The organism is Arthrobacter sp. 05L417, assembly GCF_056397865.1.
Genome location: NZ_JBFTOG010000023.1, coordinates 12,681 through 26,897, shown reverse-complemented (window position 1 = coordinate 26,897; position 14,217 = coordinate 12,681). Strand labels below are relative to the sequence as shown.

The 14,217-nt window shown below is 63.6% G+C and carries 13 protein-coding genes; 3 read left to right on the top strand and 10 right to left on the bottom strand.

Translation table 11 applies throughout. The annotated features are described in order from the left end of the window. Window positions 1–990, bottom strand: coding sequence for a LacI family DNA-binding transcriptional regulator (locus AC1DJW_RS16340; RefSeq protein ID WP_284755587.1), 990 nt, complete (start codon window positions 988–990; stop codon window positions 1–3). Window positions 991–1,168: 178 nt separating this feature from the next. On the opposite strand from AC1DJW_RS16340, the gene ggt reads away from it, so the two are divergent. Together ggt and ligD are read left to right on the top strand one after the other, a co-directional pair. Continuing rightward, window positions 1,169–2,995 (top strand): gamma-glutamyltransferase, encoded by a 1,827-nt coding sequence (gene ggt, locus AC1DJW_RS16335; RefSeq protein ID WP_476901883.1) that lies wholly within the window; start codon window positions 1,169–1,171, stop codon window positions 2,993–2,995. A 64-nt stretch (window positions 2,996–3,059) separates the two neighbouring features. After that, a complete protein-coding gene (ligD, locus tag AC1DJW_RS16330; protein WP_459340522.1) occupies window positions 3,060–4,082 on the top strand; it encodes a non-homologous end-joining DNA ligase in 1,023 nt (340 codons plus the stop codon). A gap of 140 nt (window positions 4,083–4,222) precedes the next feature. On the opposite strand, the gene AC1DJW_RS16325 is transcribed toward ligD, so the two are convergent. The 7 genes from AC1DJW_RS16325 to AC1DJW_RS16295 all read right to left on the bottom strand — a co-directional run bounded on the left by AC1DJW_RS16325 (window position 4,223) and on the right by AC1DJW_RS16295 (window position 9,958). Then, on the bottom strand, window positions 4,223–4,633 hold the full coding sequence (locus AC1DJW_RS16325) for a YegP family protein (protein ID WP_350225172.1): 411 nt from the start codon (window positions 4,631–4,633) through the stop codon (window positions 4,223–4,225). A 143-nt stretch (window positions 4,634–4,776) separates the two neighbouring features. Then, the gene (locus tag AC1DJW_RS16320; RefSeq protein WP_284755583.1) at window positions 4,777–5,025 is read right to left on the bottom strand and encodes a hypothetical protein; all 249 of its coding nucleotides are present in this window, start codon (window positions 5,023–5,025) and stop codon (window positions 4,777–4,779) included. 207 nt (window positions 5,026–5,232) lie between these two features. After that, window positions 5,233–6,354 carry an NAD(P)/FAD-dependent oxidoreductase gene (locus AC1DJW_RS16315; RefSeq protein ID WP_390277454.1) on the bottom strand — a complete coding sequence of 374 codons (1,122 nt, stop codon included), beginning with the start codon at window positions 6,352–6,354 and terminating at the stop codon, window positions 5,233–5,235. A 66-nt stretch (window positions 6,355–6,420) separates the two neighbouring features. Then, entirely contained in the window at window positions 6,421–7,464 is a 1,044-nt protein-coding gene (locus tag AC1DJW_RS16310; protein WP_476901882.1) for a Gfo/Idh/MocA family protein, read from the bottom strand. After that, window positions 7,464–8,240 (bottom strand): amino acid ABC transporter ATP-binding protein, encoded by a 777-nt coding sequence (locus AC1DJW_RS16305; RefSeq protein WP_390277450.1) that lies wholly within the window; start codon window positions 8,238–8,240, stop codon window positions 7,464–7,466. Before AC1DJW_RS16305 ends, AC1DJW_RS16310 begins: the two co-directional genes overlap by 1 nt. Beyond that, on the bottom strand, window positions 8,237–9,025 hold the full coding sequence (locus AC1DJW_RS16300) for an amino acid ABC transporter permease (RefSeq protein WP_284755576.1): 789 nt from the start codon (window positions 9,023–9,025) through the stop codon (window positions 8,237–8,239). The genes AC1DJW_RS16305 and AC1DJW_RS16300 overlap by 4 nt, the downstream gene beginning before the upstream one ends. A 69-nt stretch (window positions 9,026–9,094) precedes the next feature. Beyond that, on the bottom strand, window positions 9,095–9,958 hold the full coding sequence (locus AC1DJW_RS16295) for an ABC transporter substrate-binding protein (protein ID WP_284755574.1): 864 nt from the start codon (window positions 9,956–9,958) through the stop codon (window positions 9,095–9,097). Window positions 9,959–10,123: 165 nt separating this feature from the next. Between AC1DJW_RS16295 and AC1DJW_RS16290 the strand changes: the two genes are divergently transcribed. Then, complete coding sequence (locus AC1DJW_RS16290) at window positions 10,124–11,200, top strand: LacI family DNA-binding transcriptional regulator (RefSeq protein WP_284755572.1); 1,077 nt, start codon at window positions 10,124–10,126, stop codon at window positions 11,198–11,200. Between the two features lie 76 nt (window positions 11,201–11,276). Here AC1DJW_RS16290 and AC1DJW_RS16285 read toward each other — a convergent pair whose 3' ends face one another. Continuing rightward, window positions 11,277–13,169 carry a transketolase gene (locus AC1DJW_RS16285; RefSeq protein ID WP_476901881.1) on the bottom strand — a complete coding sequence of 631 codons (1,893 nt, stop codon included), beginning with the start codon at window positions 13,167–13,169 and terminating at the stop codon, window positions 11,277–11,279. Window positions 13,170–13,494: 325 nt separating this feature from the next. Further along, window positions 13,495–14,181: an SRPBCC family protein gene (locus AC1DJW_RS16280; RefSeq protein ID WP_476901880.1), complete on the bottom strand. Its 687-nt coding sequence runs from the start codon at window positions 14,179–14,181 to the stop codon at window positions 13,495–13,497. Between the last annotated feature and the right edge of the window lie 36 nt (window positions 14,182–14,217).

The window sequence follows — 14,217 nt, the reverse complement described above, 5'->3', positions numbered from 1 at the left end:
TTACTTTCCCTGGAGGGCTTGCTCTGCGGTGCGCGCGGCAAAAGTGGAGCCACGCACGATGAGTTGTGAACTGAGGTGCACGGCTTCAGTTGCTGTCGGCTTTCCGGCCATCTGCTCCAGGAGGAGCTCAAGGCTGAGGGCGCCGCTTCGGTCAATGGGTACGCGGATGGAGGTGAGCCCCGGTTCTGCCGCGGCGGCAATGTCGAGGTCGTCGATGCCGACAACGCTGATGTCCTCCGGGCAGTGGTAGCCGAGGGTCCGGGCGCCGGCGAGCATGCCGATGGCGACCAGGTCGTTGTAGGCAATAACAGCGGTGGCACCGCTGGCGACCACGGAAGCCGCCGCGGCCAGTCCGCCGTCGACCGTTGCATTCTGGTTCCCCACGGTCACGAGTTCGATGCCCCAGTCGGCGCAGAAGCGGGTGATCGCTGCACGGCGTTGGCCGTTGGCCCACGACGACGCGGGTCCGGGGATATAGGCGAGCTTGCGGTGGCCGAGTGCATAGAGATGCTCGACGGCTTGGCGGATTCCCTCGCCGGCTTCCATGAGCACCCGCGCGGCGTGCTCGGCCTCGCCATTGATGACCACCAGCGGCGCGCTACCGGCGAGATTGTGAATCTGCTCGGAAGGCAGGCGGGGCGAGCAAAGGATGATCCCATCCACGCCCGTCGCGAAGGATTCGAGATGTGCCTGTTCCCGCGAGGAGGACTCGGAGGTGTCGGCGAGGACCATCCGGTGGCGGCCGTGCCATGCCTGGTCCTGGATGGCTTTGATGAGGGCGGCGAAAACCGCATTTGAAATGTCGGGGACGATGACGCCGAACGTCCGGCTGCCCGTCACTCCGGGCACGTCGTATCCCAACTGCTCGGCCGCGGCCATGACCTTCTGCCGCGTTTCGGCTGCCAGCCGGCCGGGGTCTCCGAATGCCCTCGACGCCGTTGCCAGGGAGACCCCCGCCAGCTTTGCGACATCCGTGAGTTTTGCCGACATCTGTCCTCCAGTTGCTTCGTTGAAACCTTGTCCTGCAAGTATGGAAAGACTTGTACAAGTTTGTCAATGGTTTGCACAAGGTTGTTGGGACTGCCGGCTTGCCTGGATCCGTTGAGGGTCGCGTAGCTGCGGAGTAGGGTGGCCACACCCACCTCGCACCACCAATTGAGGAGCGACCATGTCACATCTCAAACTTCGACTGGCCACCATGACGGCAGTACTCGCGCTAAGCGTGACGAGCGGCGTCGTCACCAACCCTGCCTTTGCCGATCCGCGCCAGACTGAAAAGACCGCCACCGCCACCGGATACGGCGGCGCGGTCAGCACCGTAGACCCAGAAGCATCCGCTGCCGCCATCGAGGTCCTCCGCAAGGGCGGCAACGCAGCCGACGCTGCCGTCGCCGCCGCCGCGACGCTGGGCGTGACCGAACCGTACAGTGCCGGGATCGGTGGTGGCGGCTACTTCGTGTTCTACAACGCGAAGACCGGCAAGATCGGCACCATCGACGGGCGCGAGACCGCGCCGGCGGCGATGCCCCACGACGCGTTCATCGATCCCGCCACGGGGAAGCCGTACAACTTCACGCCCGAGCTAGTTACCAGTGGCGTCTCAGTCGGTGTCCCCGGAACAGCGGCAACCTGGGAGCGCGCCCTGGACCGTTGGGGTACTTTGAGCCTTGGAGATGCCCTCCAGCCGGCAATCAAGGTTGCGAGCCGCGGCTTCGTCGTCGACCCAACTTTCCGCCAACAGACTCTCGACAACAAGCTCCGCTTCGCGGCGTTCAGCTCCACCAGCAAGCTGTACCTACCAGGAGGCGACGCACCCGCCGTCGGCAGCGTCTTCCAGAACCACGACCTCGCCGCGACCTACCGGCTCCTCGCGAAGGAGGGCATCAGCGCCTTCTACGACGGCCCGCTGGCCGCCGAGATCGCGGCAACAGTCCAGGCCCCGCCGAAGACTGCCACCACCACGCTTCCCGTCCCCGTGGGGCACATGACCACAGCCGACCTCGCCGCCTACAAGGCCCTGGACCAGGCGCCCACCCACGTCGACTACCGCGGCCTCGACGTCTACGGCATGGCGCCGTCGAGCAGCGGGGGCACCACCGTGGGCGAGGCGCTCAACATCCTGGACGCGGTCAACCTCTCGGAAATGTCCAAACCCGCCGCCCTGCATCACTACCTCGAGGCGAGCGCGCTCGCGTTCGCCGACCGTGGAAAGTACGTTGGGGACCCGGCCTTCGTCGATGTTCCTACGGAAGCGCTCACCGACCCGATCTTCGGCAAGGAACGCGCCTGCCAGATCGACCCGCTGCACGCGGCCACGAAGCCCGTCGCACCGGGGGATGTGACCGGGTACGACGGCGTGTGCCCGGCTTCCGCGGCCGCGCTCGCCGATGAGAAGGACACCGAGAACATCTCGACGACCAACATGACGGTCGCGGACAAATGGGGAAATGTGGTCGAGTACACACTTACCATCGAGCAGACCGGCGGATCGGGAATCGTAGTGCCCGGGCGGGGCTTCTTGCTCAACAACGAGCTGACCGATTTCTCGACCGTCTACAACGCGACTGATCCGAACCGGATCGAGCCGGGCAAGCGCCCGCGCTCCTCGATGTCCCCGACCATCATCCTCAAGGATGGCAAGCCGTTCCTCGCCCTCGGTTCACCCGGTGGATCGACCATCATCACCACCGTGCTGCAGACGATTCTGAACAGGGTGGACTTGGGCATGAGCATCTCCGATGCGATCGCTGCCCCGCGTGCTTCGCAACGGAACACCGCCAAAGTGACGGCCGAGCCGGACTTCATCACGGCGTATGGGAGTCAATTGACACCGTTTGGCCATCAGTTCACGCCATCGGGTGATGCTTTCACCTCGGCCGCGGAGATCGGTGCGGCAACGGCGATCGAGTTCAGGCCCGGCGGGCTCATGATCGCTGCCGCAGAGCCAGTGCGGCGCGGAGGAGGGTCAGCGATGGTTCTCAAACCGTCGCGATGAGCGATGAATGCGGAATTCGTTCAAGCTGCTGACACCGTGGGTAGCGTCGGAGTAGCTTGTCCCCATGGCTACCGAAGCAACCATCCTCACCGTTGACGGCCCGAACGGTCCTCGCGAAATACGGATCTCCAGTCCTAGCCGGGTCCTTTGGCCGGAGCTCGGCCTGACCAAGCTGGATCTCGCGCGCTATATCGTTGATGTCGGGGAGCCATTCATCTCTGCAAACGGCGACCGGCCGGTCTCGCTGCAGCGCTTTTCGGACAACATCGACGGCGAGCAGTTCTTCTCCAAGAATCCGCCCAAAGGGACACCGGACTTTATCCGATCAGTGAAGGTGGTGTATCCGAGTGCGCGCTCGCATCCCCAATTGGTGCTCGATGAGCCAGCCGCGGCTGTGTGGGCAGTCCAAATGAACACGGTGGTCTTTCACCCATGGCCTTCGCGGGTCGAAAACACGGACAACCCTGACCAGCTGCGGATCGACCTGGACCCGCAGCCCGGAACAGATTTCGACGACGCGATTCCCGCGGCTCTTGCGCTGAAAGGTGTACTCGCGGAGGCCGGATTGACCACCTTCATCAAGACCTCCGGAAACCGTGGGCTCCACGTCTATGCCCCGATCGAGCCTTCGCATGAGTTCTTGGACGTACGGCATGCCGTCATTGCCGCCGCCCGGGAGCTCGAGCGCCGAATGCCGGACAAGGTCACGACGGCCTGGTGGAAGGAAGAACGAGGTGAACGGGTGTTCGTCGATTTTAATCAAGCCAACCGTGACCGGACCATAGCGGGCGCGTACAGTCCGAGGGCGCTCGCTCATGCTTCCGTGTCCTGTCCAATCACGTGGGACGAACTTGAATCTGCGGACCCGAAGAACTTCACCATCCTGACCGTGCCCGGCAGGTTGAAAGCCCTTGGCGATCCGTGGAGTGACATGAATTCCAAAGCAGGGAGGATCGACGTCCTGCTTCAATGGTGGGAACGCGACCTCGGCGCAGGGTTCGGGGAAATGCCGTTCCCGCCTGACTACCCGAAGATGCCGGGCGAACCGCCACGTGTGCAGCCGAGTCGAGCGCGCAGGCACGACTGACTGACAGGCTGGGGAATGTGGCCTCGGCAGACAATGAGTGGGAGAATTAGGGCTGGACCAAAACGGCCGGCGGCGCATCTTGCCTGCTGAGACCCAGGTGAGTCCCCCAGTGCGCCGTCGGTCCTGACGTTACCGACCTCTTACGCCGCGCCGGTCCATCTGGGCGCGGTTGCCGCTCGCCGGAGTTCCCTGGCTCGGGTGCGGAATCCGTCTGCGGCCTTCCGCGGTTCGTCACAGGCCTGGGAAACAGCAGCGTGGGGGATTGCGTTCGGAAGAGCGGTCGCGGCAGGTTCACGTACGCCCGCCGCCGGGCAAAGGTCGGTGACCAGTCCCATGCCTGCACACTCCCGCGCTGCGGCGATGCCGGCGGCAACCGCTGGCTTGTCCTCGTATTGGGTCGAAACGGCAATGACCGCTCCATCAGGTGATTTGAGGCGGAACCTGAAAAAGGAGTCCCCGTCAACAAACACTTCGAATATGCCGGCCACTGCTACCTCCACGGTCTGCGGATCCTGCTCCGTAGCTACTTCACTACGAGCGGGACGGAGCATCGCTGCATTCCTCGTCCGCTGCTCTGGTTGAACAACCACCATGAATCGTTGTTCACGTGATATTCAGTCTGTGCTGACTGCGTCGAGGCTAACAAGACCGGGTGAGTAAACCCTGTGTAAAAGGTGTGCAACCCCCGGGCGGGTCAGCTGCCACTCGCCCGGTTCATCAGGTGCTCGAGCAGGGCCAGTTCCGGGAATCCGGGGTGCCGGGCGATGCTGGCCCTGAGTTTTGCCCGGAGATGTTCCCCGCTTGGCTCGGTTCCGTTCAGGACTTCGTCGATGATCTCCTGCGCTTGCCCACGCAGGGCAGACAGGCTGGCGCTGTCGTCCCCGGGAACCAGAACCGGTTCCGGTTCGACGAGTGGGTCTTCAGATTCCAAAGGTTCCGACATTGCCAGCTCCTGATATTTCATCCCGGCAAGTCCCAGCGGAGTCCGGAATTCGCTCCCCATGCACTCTCGATAGTAATGAGGGTGCCCGGATTGTTCATTGCTTGCGGATCAGAACGATGAAAATGGCAACGAAACGACGATTTGTGACGCGGACACGATGGCGGATGGCTGGGCCCTCTTCATGGGGGCGCCAGCCATCCTGCGTGGCTAGGAGAACCTGCCGGGACGGAAGGTGGAGAGCATGGGGTGCTTGATTCCCGTGAGGATTTCACCCGCCAACAGTTCGCCGACGATGAGTCCGAGCGTGGCTCCGGAGTGCGTGAAGGCGACATAGCAGTCCGGCACTTGATCGAGTTCGCCGAGCACGGGCTCACCGTCGCCCGGAATGGGCTTGTAGCCGATCTTCCAGGACGCCGGCTTGAGCTCGGGATTGCCGGCGATGAGTTTGGATGCCTCGTCGGCGAGTTCCTGGACGATGCCATCAGGGATGCTGAAGGAACCGTCCTCGTGCTCGGTGATGTGCTCTTCGTACCAGTCGTGGTCCAGTGCGAAGGTGTTCCCAGGGTTGGGCCGGATGGCGGCGCGGGGGGTGTTCATGACGGCTTTCACCTCATGATCCACGGCTTTGGTCAGCACGAGCATGGAGACGGGGGAACCGTTGGGGATGTCGACGCCGAGCGGCGCGACGACGGCAGGGGTAGCGGCACCGCAAGCCACCAGGACGGCGTCGGCTGGGTAGGTTTCGCCGGCGACGGTCTCCACGCCGGTGGCGCGGCCGCCGTCGACCGTGACGGAAGCCTTGCCGGCGTTGAGGACAAGCCGGCCACCGCGGGCATGGAATTCTTCCATGAGGAATTCGATCAGGTCCGGAAGGCTGACCCAGCCTTCCCCCGGGTTGAAAATGGCGCAATCCGGCACCGCGCTTGCATTGATTCCGGGGGTGGCGGATTCAATCTCCTCAGGCTTCAGCAGCTTGGAGTCATAACCCACGGATTTCTCGTAAGCGTGGCGTGCTTCCGTCACGGCGTGCTGTCCAGCAGCGTTCCACATGAGGCCGCCGCCGAATTGCAGCCATTCACGCCTTGGATCCGCGGCGAACATTGTGCGGTAGCGGTCGACGCCGGCGAGGCGCAGACGGTGGTAGGGGGTGGAGCGTTCTCCCGCGGAGTTCAACCACGAGAGCGAGCGGCCGCTAGCCTCGCTGGCGAGGCCGCTTTCGGTGAGCAGGGCAACTGACGCGCCTTCGCGGAGCAGGTGCACCGCTGTGGAGACTCCGAGGATGCCGCCGCCGATGACGACGACATGTTTCGTAGAGGGCGTGGAGGACATAGCTCTCCCTTTCGTTTGGGTTTGGTTGTCTGGCCGCGCGGAACCGCGGCAAATCTGAAAGGCCGCCTACGCGACGGCGTGGATTCTTTCGATGACTTTGAGGGTTTCAAGTGATTCCGCGGGGTCCACGGGCAATGGCCTGTCCCCGCGAATGGCTGCCGCAAGTTCGGCATAGAACCGGGGGTAGGCGCCGGTTTCGGCAGGTACGGGCTCATGGTCTCCATCGGTCCCCAGAACGCCCCATGTAGCTACGGGGTCAACGCCATAGGCCGGATCCGACGGCGGCAGGCCGGCTGCGAGGGCCTCCTCCTGGCTGTCCAGTCCCCACTTGGTGTAGCCGGCGTTCGAACCCAGGACATGGAACCTCGGCCCTACTTGGGCAGCCATGCCGTTCATCCACAACCTGGATCGCACGCCTGAGGTGTGGAGCAGCGACACGAAGGCCTCGGTATCGGCGCCCGCCGGGTGCTGTCCGTGATTTGCGGTCTCGCCGTAGCAACCTTCAACGGGACCGAACAACTGGATGGCTTGGTCGATCAAGTGGGCACCGAGGTCATGGAGGATGCCGCCGCCCTCGCTCAAGGACGCGCTGTCACGCCAATTGCCGAAGCCTTCCGGGCGCCACCACTCGAATCGCGATTCAAAGCTCCGGACCTCGCCAAGGCCGCCTTCCCGCAAGACCTTCTGGAGGGTGAGGAAATCGGCGTCCCACCGGCGGTTCTGGAAAACCGTCAGCTGCACGCCGCCGTGGGACGCCCTGGCGATGAGCTCTTCACCGTGAGCCGCTGTTGTGACGAAAGGCTTGTCCACCACCACGTGGAGGCCGTGGGCGATCGCGGCTGCCGCCAGGTCGAAGTGGGTGAGCGGGGGAGTGCCGAGGACCACGAGGTCCAGGTCGGGGGCCAGTGCGAACAATGCTTCCGGGGTGGGGACAATCTGCGCGCCGGGATAGAGCCTTGCCGCTTCCGAGGCACGCCGCGGGTCTGCGGTGACGATGACGTCGAGGGAGTAGCCGGGGTCCGCCGCGACCAGCGGCGCATGGAAGACCTTTCCGGAAACCCCGAATCCGACGACGGCCGTCCGGATGGGAGAGGGGGCAGGGTTCGGCATTACAGCACTTCCGAGAGGAATCGTTGGAGCCGTTTGCTGCGGGGGTTGTCGAAGAGCTCGGCAGGGGTGCCTGACTCCACGACTTCACCCTCATCCATGAACACCACTTGGTCGGCGACCTTCCGGGCGAAGCCCATTTCGTGGGTGACAACCAGCATGGTCATGCCGCGCCGTCCCAGGCCGGCCATGAGGTTCAATACGCCTTTGACGAGCTCTGGGTCCAGTGCGCTCGTGGCTTCGTCGAACAGCATGACCTCGGGTTCCATGGCAAGCGCCCGGGCGATGGCGACGCGTTGTTGCTGGCCGCCGGAGAGATCGCGGGGGCGGTGGTCGGCGCGTTCGGCGAGCCCCACTTCGGCGAGGCTGCGGCGGGCACGTTCCCTGGCTGCGGCCTTGGACATTCCCTTGACGCTCCAAAGTGCCAAGGCCACGTTCTCAAGGGCAGTGTGGTCAGGGAAGAGGTTGAAATGCTGGAACACCATGCCGATGCGGCTGCGCAGGATGTCCGGTTTGACCTTGAGTGTGCTTTCACCGGCAAGGAGGACGTCGCCGCTCTTGGGTTCGTGGAGCCGGTTGACGCCACGGAGCAGGGTCGACTTGCCGGATCCGGAGGGGCCGATGATGCAGGTGGTGGTGCCGGGCGCAACGTTCAGGCTGACATTGCGCAGCACCTCGATGTCCCCGTACGCCATGGTCAAGCTTCTTAGCTCCAGGCTGGAACCGTGGAATGTCTGGACACCAGTGGTGGTGTTGTTGGTGCTGGTGCTGGCGCTCATGTGTTGCTCCCGGTGATTAGCGGCGATGCCGCGTCGAGTTCTGTGACTTCCTTCAGGCCGCTGCTCGGCGCGCTGGGCCGACGGCGGCCTGTGCGGAAGCGGCTGTCGAAGTAGTTCACGAGGTGGGTCAGCGGGACGGTGATGATGAGGTAGAAGACACCGGCCATGACCAGCGGCGACAGGTTTCCGGAGAGCACGGCGGCGTCCTGGCCTACCCGGAAGAGCTCGCGCTCGCCGACCAGCAGGCCGAGGAAGTACACCAGCGAGGAGTCCTTGACGATCGCGATGAACTGGTTCACCAGGGCCGGCAATACCCGGCGGACGCCTTGCGGCACCACCACGAGCCGCATCGATTTGGCGTAGCTCATGCCCAGGGCTCGGCACGCCTCGCCTTGGCCTTTGTCGACGCTTTGGATGCCGGCGCGGAAAATCTCACCGATGTAGGCGCTGGCGATCAGGCTCAGCGCGATGATGCCGAGCGGGTAGGGGGAGGGACCGAAGATCGACTGGCTCAGGCGGGCGAAGCCCTGGCCGATCAGCAAGATGGTGAGGATGGCCGGGAGGCCCCTGAACAGGTCGGTGTAGATGCGGGCAGGGACGCGCAGCCAGGCAGAGGGTGAGATGCCCATGACGGCAACTACCATGCCCAATGCGACGCCGATGATTGTGGCGGAAACCGAAATGATCAGTGTGTTCAGCAGTCCCACAGCGATCAGTTGCGGCAGGACCTCGGCCATTGCGCCGAAATCGAAGAATGTACGTGTGATGGTGCTTAACCAGTCCATGGTTTGCTCTCAGACTTAGGTGGCTGCTGGGCAGGCGGACCGCGAATGGTCCGCCCGCCAACAGGTGATTTACTTGCTAGGCGCGGGGCTGGCGGTCTGCTCAGCCTTGGGCAGGTACTGGGTAGGCATCGGGGAGCCCGGGAACCACTTCTGGTAGAGCTTTTCCCAGGTGCCGTCTTCCATTGCCGCGGCCAGTCCCTTGTTCAAGGCATCCTTGAGGGCGGTCTTGTCCTTGGCCAGTGCGAAGCCGGCCGGTGCGTCAAAAGAGGGAATATCAGCGGCGCTGACCAGCCCGAACTGCTGTTCGTAGGACTTCGCGGCCTCGTAGTCAAGGAAGTGGGCGTCAGCCGAACCGCTGTTCACTGCCGAGATCGCGGAGTTGTTGTCCGGGAAGCGCACCAGGTTTGCAGAGGGGAAGTTTTTCACCGCGTAAGCCTCTTGCAGAGTGCCCTGTACAACGCCGAGCCGCTTGCCGGCGAGTCCGTTGACATCCTTGATCCCGGAGGTTTTGGTCGTAAGGACAGTCAGGTATCCAGCCAGGTAGCCGTTGGAGAAGTCCACGGTCTGCTTACGCTTGTCCGTGATACCGATGGCCGCTACCCCGACGTCGAACTGTCCGTTGGCGACGGCCGGCAGGATCGCCGAGAAGTCTTGTCCGGTAAAGACGACCTTGTCCACACCGGCGCGGTGCGCGACATCCTTGAACAGCTCGACGTCGAATCCCGTGAAGTTTCCAGTGGCGTCCGTGAAGGTGTAGGGCTTGGCATCGCCCAAGCTGGCTACGCGGATGGTGCCGGGTTCGATGAGGCCGTAAGGGTTTCCAGCCGTCGCCGACGAGGCGGGTGTTGATCCGCTGCACCCGCTGAGGGCGAGGAGGGCCGCGACGGCAGCCGCAACGATCACACCCGGGCGGAAGTTCAGTCGTTTAGTCACAGCAAATTTCCAATCATGAGAAGCAGGAAGCGGCCTTAAAGCCTTGCGGATTTCCTCTTGTTGAGTCCGGTCTCAGTGATTAAGATTGAGACCGGACTCACAAGGGGTTGCAAAAAATGTAACCCAAGCCACACTGGCCGTCAAGGCCCCCTTCGGAAGGCATACATGAGCAGCAACGGTTCGAGGCGACGCGAGATTACGGTCGCCGACGTCGCGAAAGCGGCACAGGTGTCCAAGGCGCAGGCTGCACGGGCACTGGGAAATTACGGGGCTGTCAGCGAAGAAGTCCGGGGCCGGGTCCTTGCGGCAGCAGAGGAGCTTTCCTATAGGCCCAACGAGCTGGCCCGCAGCATGAACACGGGGAAATCCAACACGATCGGGGTAGTCGTGGGCGACATTGAGAACCCCCACTTCGGACTCGCAACGAGGGGGATTACGGACACTGCCAAGAAGAGCGGCTACAACGTCATCCTGATCAACACCGATGAGGAATTAGCCGCGGAAGTCGAGGCGGTTCAGGTCCTGCTCGACAAGCGCGTGGACGGACTGATCGTGGCGCCGGCGTCGTCTGTCGAAACAAAACATTTACAGCACGTTCACGAATCCGGGCGGCCCCTGGTGCTCCTGGACCGAAAAGCCGAGGGGCTGGACGTTGAGACCATCGCAGTAAGCATGATCGATATTTCCTACGAGTCCACCCGGTATCTCCTCGAGGCCGGCCACCGCCAGGTCGCTTTTGTCTCCACCCTCAAGACCGACTCTGCGTACCGGGCCGGGATGGTGCTGGATTCCACGCAGATCTCGGAGCGTCTGGAAGGTATGCAGCGCGCCTTCTCGGAAATCGGACTAACGCTCTCGGAGGACCATGTGCGGCTCAACGCCGGCGACGCGGATTCCATCCGGAACATCACCCGCGGACTTCTGCTCATGCCCGAGCCGGTCACCGCCATTGTGGCCTCCGACGGCCTTATAGCGCTCAGCGTCGTCGAAGCCATCCAGGAGCTGGGTCTCGCGATCCCCGACGACGTTTCGTTCCTGATGTATGACGATTTTTCCTGGACACGCCTGACCAGCCCCCCGCTGACCGTCATTGCCCAACCTGTGTACGAAATGGGCGTGGCCGCTGCCAGTGCCCTGATTCGGCAAATCGAGGGGCGGAAGCCCGTGGCCAACGGGCCCGAGTTCTCCGCGCGTCTTATCCGGCGGGGTTCGGTCGCAATGCCGCGTACCGCAAGAGTCTAGGTTCGTTCGACAACGGCCGGCGGCGGCCCGCGGCTTCACACTGGCGGCGCCGTCCCGCCGTCGCGCCGTTGCGTTATCAGTCCATGACCAGATCGCGCGCGGCGGCAGCGATGTGGCGCGCGGAAATACCTGCGGCGTTGAGCAAGTCCTTGGGTTCGCCGGAACCCGGCAGTTCCCTTACGGCGAGAAGTGCCAGATGGAGTTTGGGAGTGTTGGCACTCGCGAGCGCTTCGAGCACGGCCGAGCCGATGCCCCCTTGGGCGTAGTGGTCTTCTGCGACAACTATCCGGCCATCGGTTTCGAGGCACGTCCGGCGCAGGGTGTCGACGTCGATCGGCTTGATGGAGTAGAGGTCGATGACGCGGGCCTTGATTCCCGACTGGGCCAGTTGCTCGGCGGCTGCGAGGCATTCGTGGAGTGTGACGCCGGCGCCGATGAGCGCCACTTGGTCCTCGGGGCTGGCTCCGTGGACCTTGCTTCCGCCAAGGGGGAACTGTTCGTCCGGCCCGTAAATCACGGGATAGGCACCCCGGGTGGCGCGCAGGTAGGAGATTCCGGGCGTGTCTGCCATGGCGCTCACGAGCTGTGCTGTGGACGGGGCGTCGGACGGATAGAGCACCGTGGAACTGTGCACTGCCCGCATGGCGGCAATGTCTTCCAGCGCCATTTGCGAAGGACCGTCCTGCCCGATTTCAGCGCCGGCATGCGTGCCGACGAGCCGGATGTTCACCTCTGAGACTCCGGCCATACGGATGAAGTCGAATGGCCGCGAAACCAGGAAAGCCGCGAAACTTGACGCGAAGGCCACGTAGCCGCGAACCGAGAGACCGATGGCGGCGGCAACGAGTTGCTGCTCGGCAATGAATACTTCGAAATACCGCTCAGGGGCCACCTCCTTGAAGTCTCCTGCGTGAGTCGAATTTCCCACCTCTCCATCCAGGACCACCACGTCGGGCCGAACGGCAAGAGCGGACACGGCGGCGCCAAAGGCGGCCCTGGTGGCCACTTTGTCGCCGACCTTCCAATCCGGAAGTGTGACCGCAACGTGAGTGTCCGGCGTGATTGCTGGAGCGCCGGACTCCGGAGACCGGGTGGTCACGTGGACGCTGCTTGGTCCGCCAAGGGCTGCTATGGCTTTCTCGGCCATGTCTGCAGGTAGCGCTTTGCCGTGCCAGCCGTTTTGGTCTTCGATCTCAGGCACCCCTTTGCCCTTGATCGTCTTGGCCAGAATGACCGTCGGCTTATCAGGATCGCTCCGGGCCCGACTCAGCGCGTCGTCGATCTCTGATAGATCATGTCCGTCGATGATGAGGGGACGGGCCCCGAAAGCCTCAACGCGCCGGGCGTAGGCGTCCATATCCCATTGCAGTTCGGTAGGGCCATTCTGGCCTAGCCGGTTGACGTCGACGACGGCGGTGAGGTTGCCGAGCTTGTAGTAGGCCGCCTTGTCCAAGGCCTCCCAAATCGACCCTTCGGCTAGTTCGCTATCTCCGCATAACACCCATGTGTGGAAGGGCAGTTTGTCCAGGTACCGTCCACCCATGCTTACCCCGACGGCGACCGGCAGCCCTTGTCCCAGCGAGCCGGTAGCCACATCGACCCAAGGCAGCACCGGGGTCGGGTGGCCCTGAAGCCGGGCGCCGAACTGACGGTAGGTGTTCAGCAGCTCATCTTCCTCGACCACGCCCACGGCCCGATACATGGAATACAGGAGGGGTGAAGCATGTCCCTTGGAGAAAATGAGGTGGTCGTTGTTCGGCAAGGCCGGATTATCCCAGTCGTAGCGAAGGTGCCTGGTGAGGAGGACCGCCATGAGATCCGCGGCCGACAACGACGACGTCGGATGACCCGAGCCGGCGTTGGTGCTGCACCTGATGGAATCCACACGCAATTGCGTGGCTAGTGCCCGGATGGAATCCGCTTCTTCGGCTTGCATCGGTGCAGGCCGCAATTCTGGACCTTTTGACATCTCAGTTGCCTTTCATACGCTCCGAGCGGGCGCGCCTGTCCTACGTGCCGGGCTCACAAAATCGTGAGGGGCGGCTCTCCCAAGGGCCGCGAGGGCGGGAAGGGAAGGTCCGGACCCGGCTCGGGGACAGGGGACGGGTCCGGCTCGGGCAGTGGCACCGGCTCGGGGGTTCCCGGGCGGGGCCCGGGTTCAGGCTCCGGGCCAGGGGTCGGGACGGGCGTAGGACCTGGCTCCGGCAACGGGACGGGCTCCGGCGCCGGGCTTGGGCCGGGCTCCCGGGTGGGGTCAGCGTTCGGGTCGCGCGTGGGGTCGGGAGGGAACTCGCTCATTGTTTGCTCCTCGGAGTGTCTTCCGTGGTGTAGTCGCCTTCGATCCGCTCGGCGGACAGATCCGTGACCCGCTCCGTGCCGTAGTCGCCCTCGGTGTACTGGCCAACACGAGGCGCGTCACCGCCGTCGGCCGCTTCCATAGCTGCGGGGGCCGTCAAGTCAGGATCGACGGCGGGCAGTTCCGAGGTGGTGACGACGGGGGAGACTGGTTCCCCAGAGTCGTCGACATCGCCGGCGGCTACGGAGCCTCGCCAAGCTCCGGTCTCATAGCCGCGTTCTTCGATGAATTTCTTGAACTTGTCGAGGTCGGCTGAAACCCGCATATCGTCGATGCCCACCAGGGAGCCGGCCTTTTCGGCAAGGCCCTCCGGCTCCCATTCGATCTCCACACTCACCCGCGTACGGTCCGCACCAAGGGGCTCGAAGCTTACCGTGCCCGCGTTCCTCGGTCCGTCAATGCTGGCCCAGCTGACCAGTGAATCCGGGACCTGCTCCAGGATCTGGGCGTTGAAGTCGCGCTTGACGCCGCCGACCTTGGTGGAAAAATGCAGGGCGGTCTCGTCGATTTGTTCGACCGCTTCGACGCCCTTCATGAATTCCGGGAAAGACTCGAACTGGGTCCATTGGTTGTATGCCACTGAAACGGGAACTTCCACGTCGATTGTTCGGTTAACCGTAGCCATGTTCATGCTCCTTGCTTGCGCTTGTTCCTGCGGAGT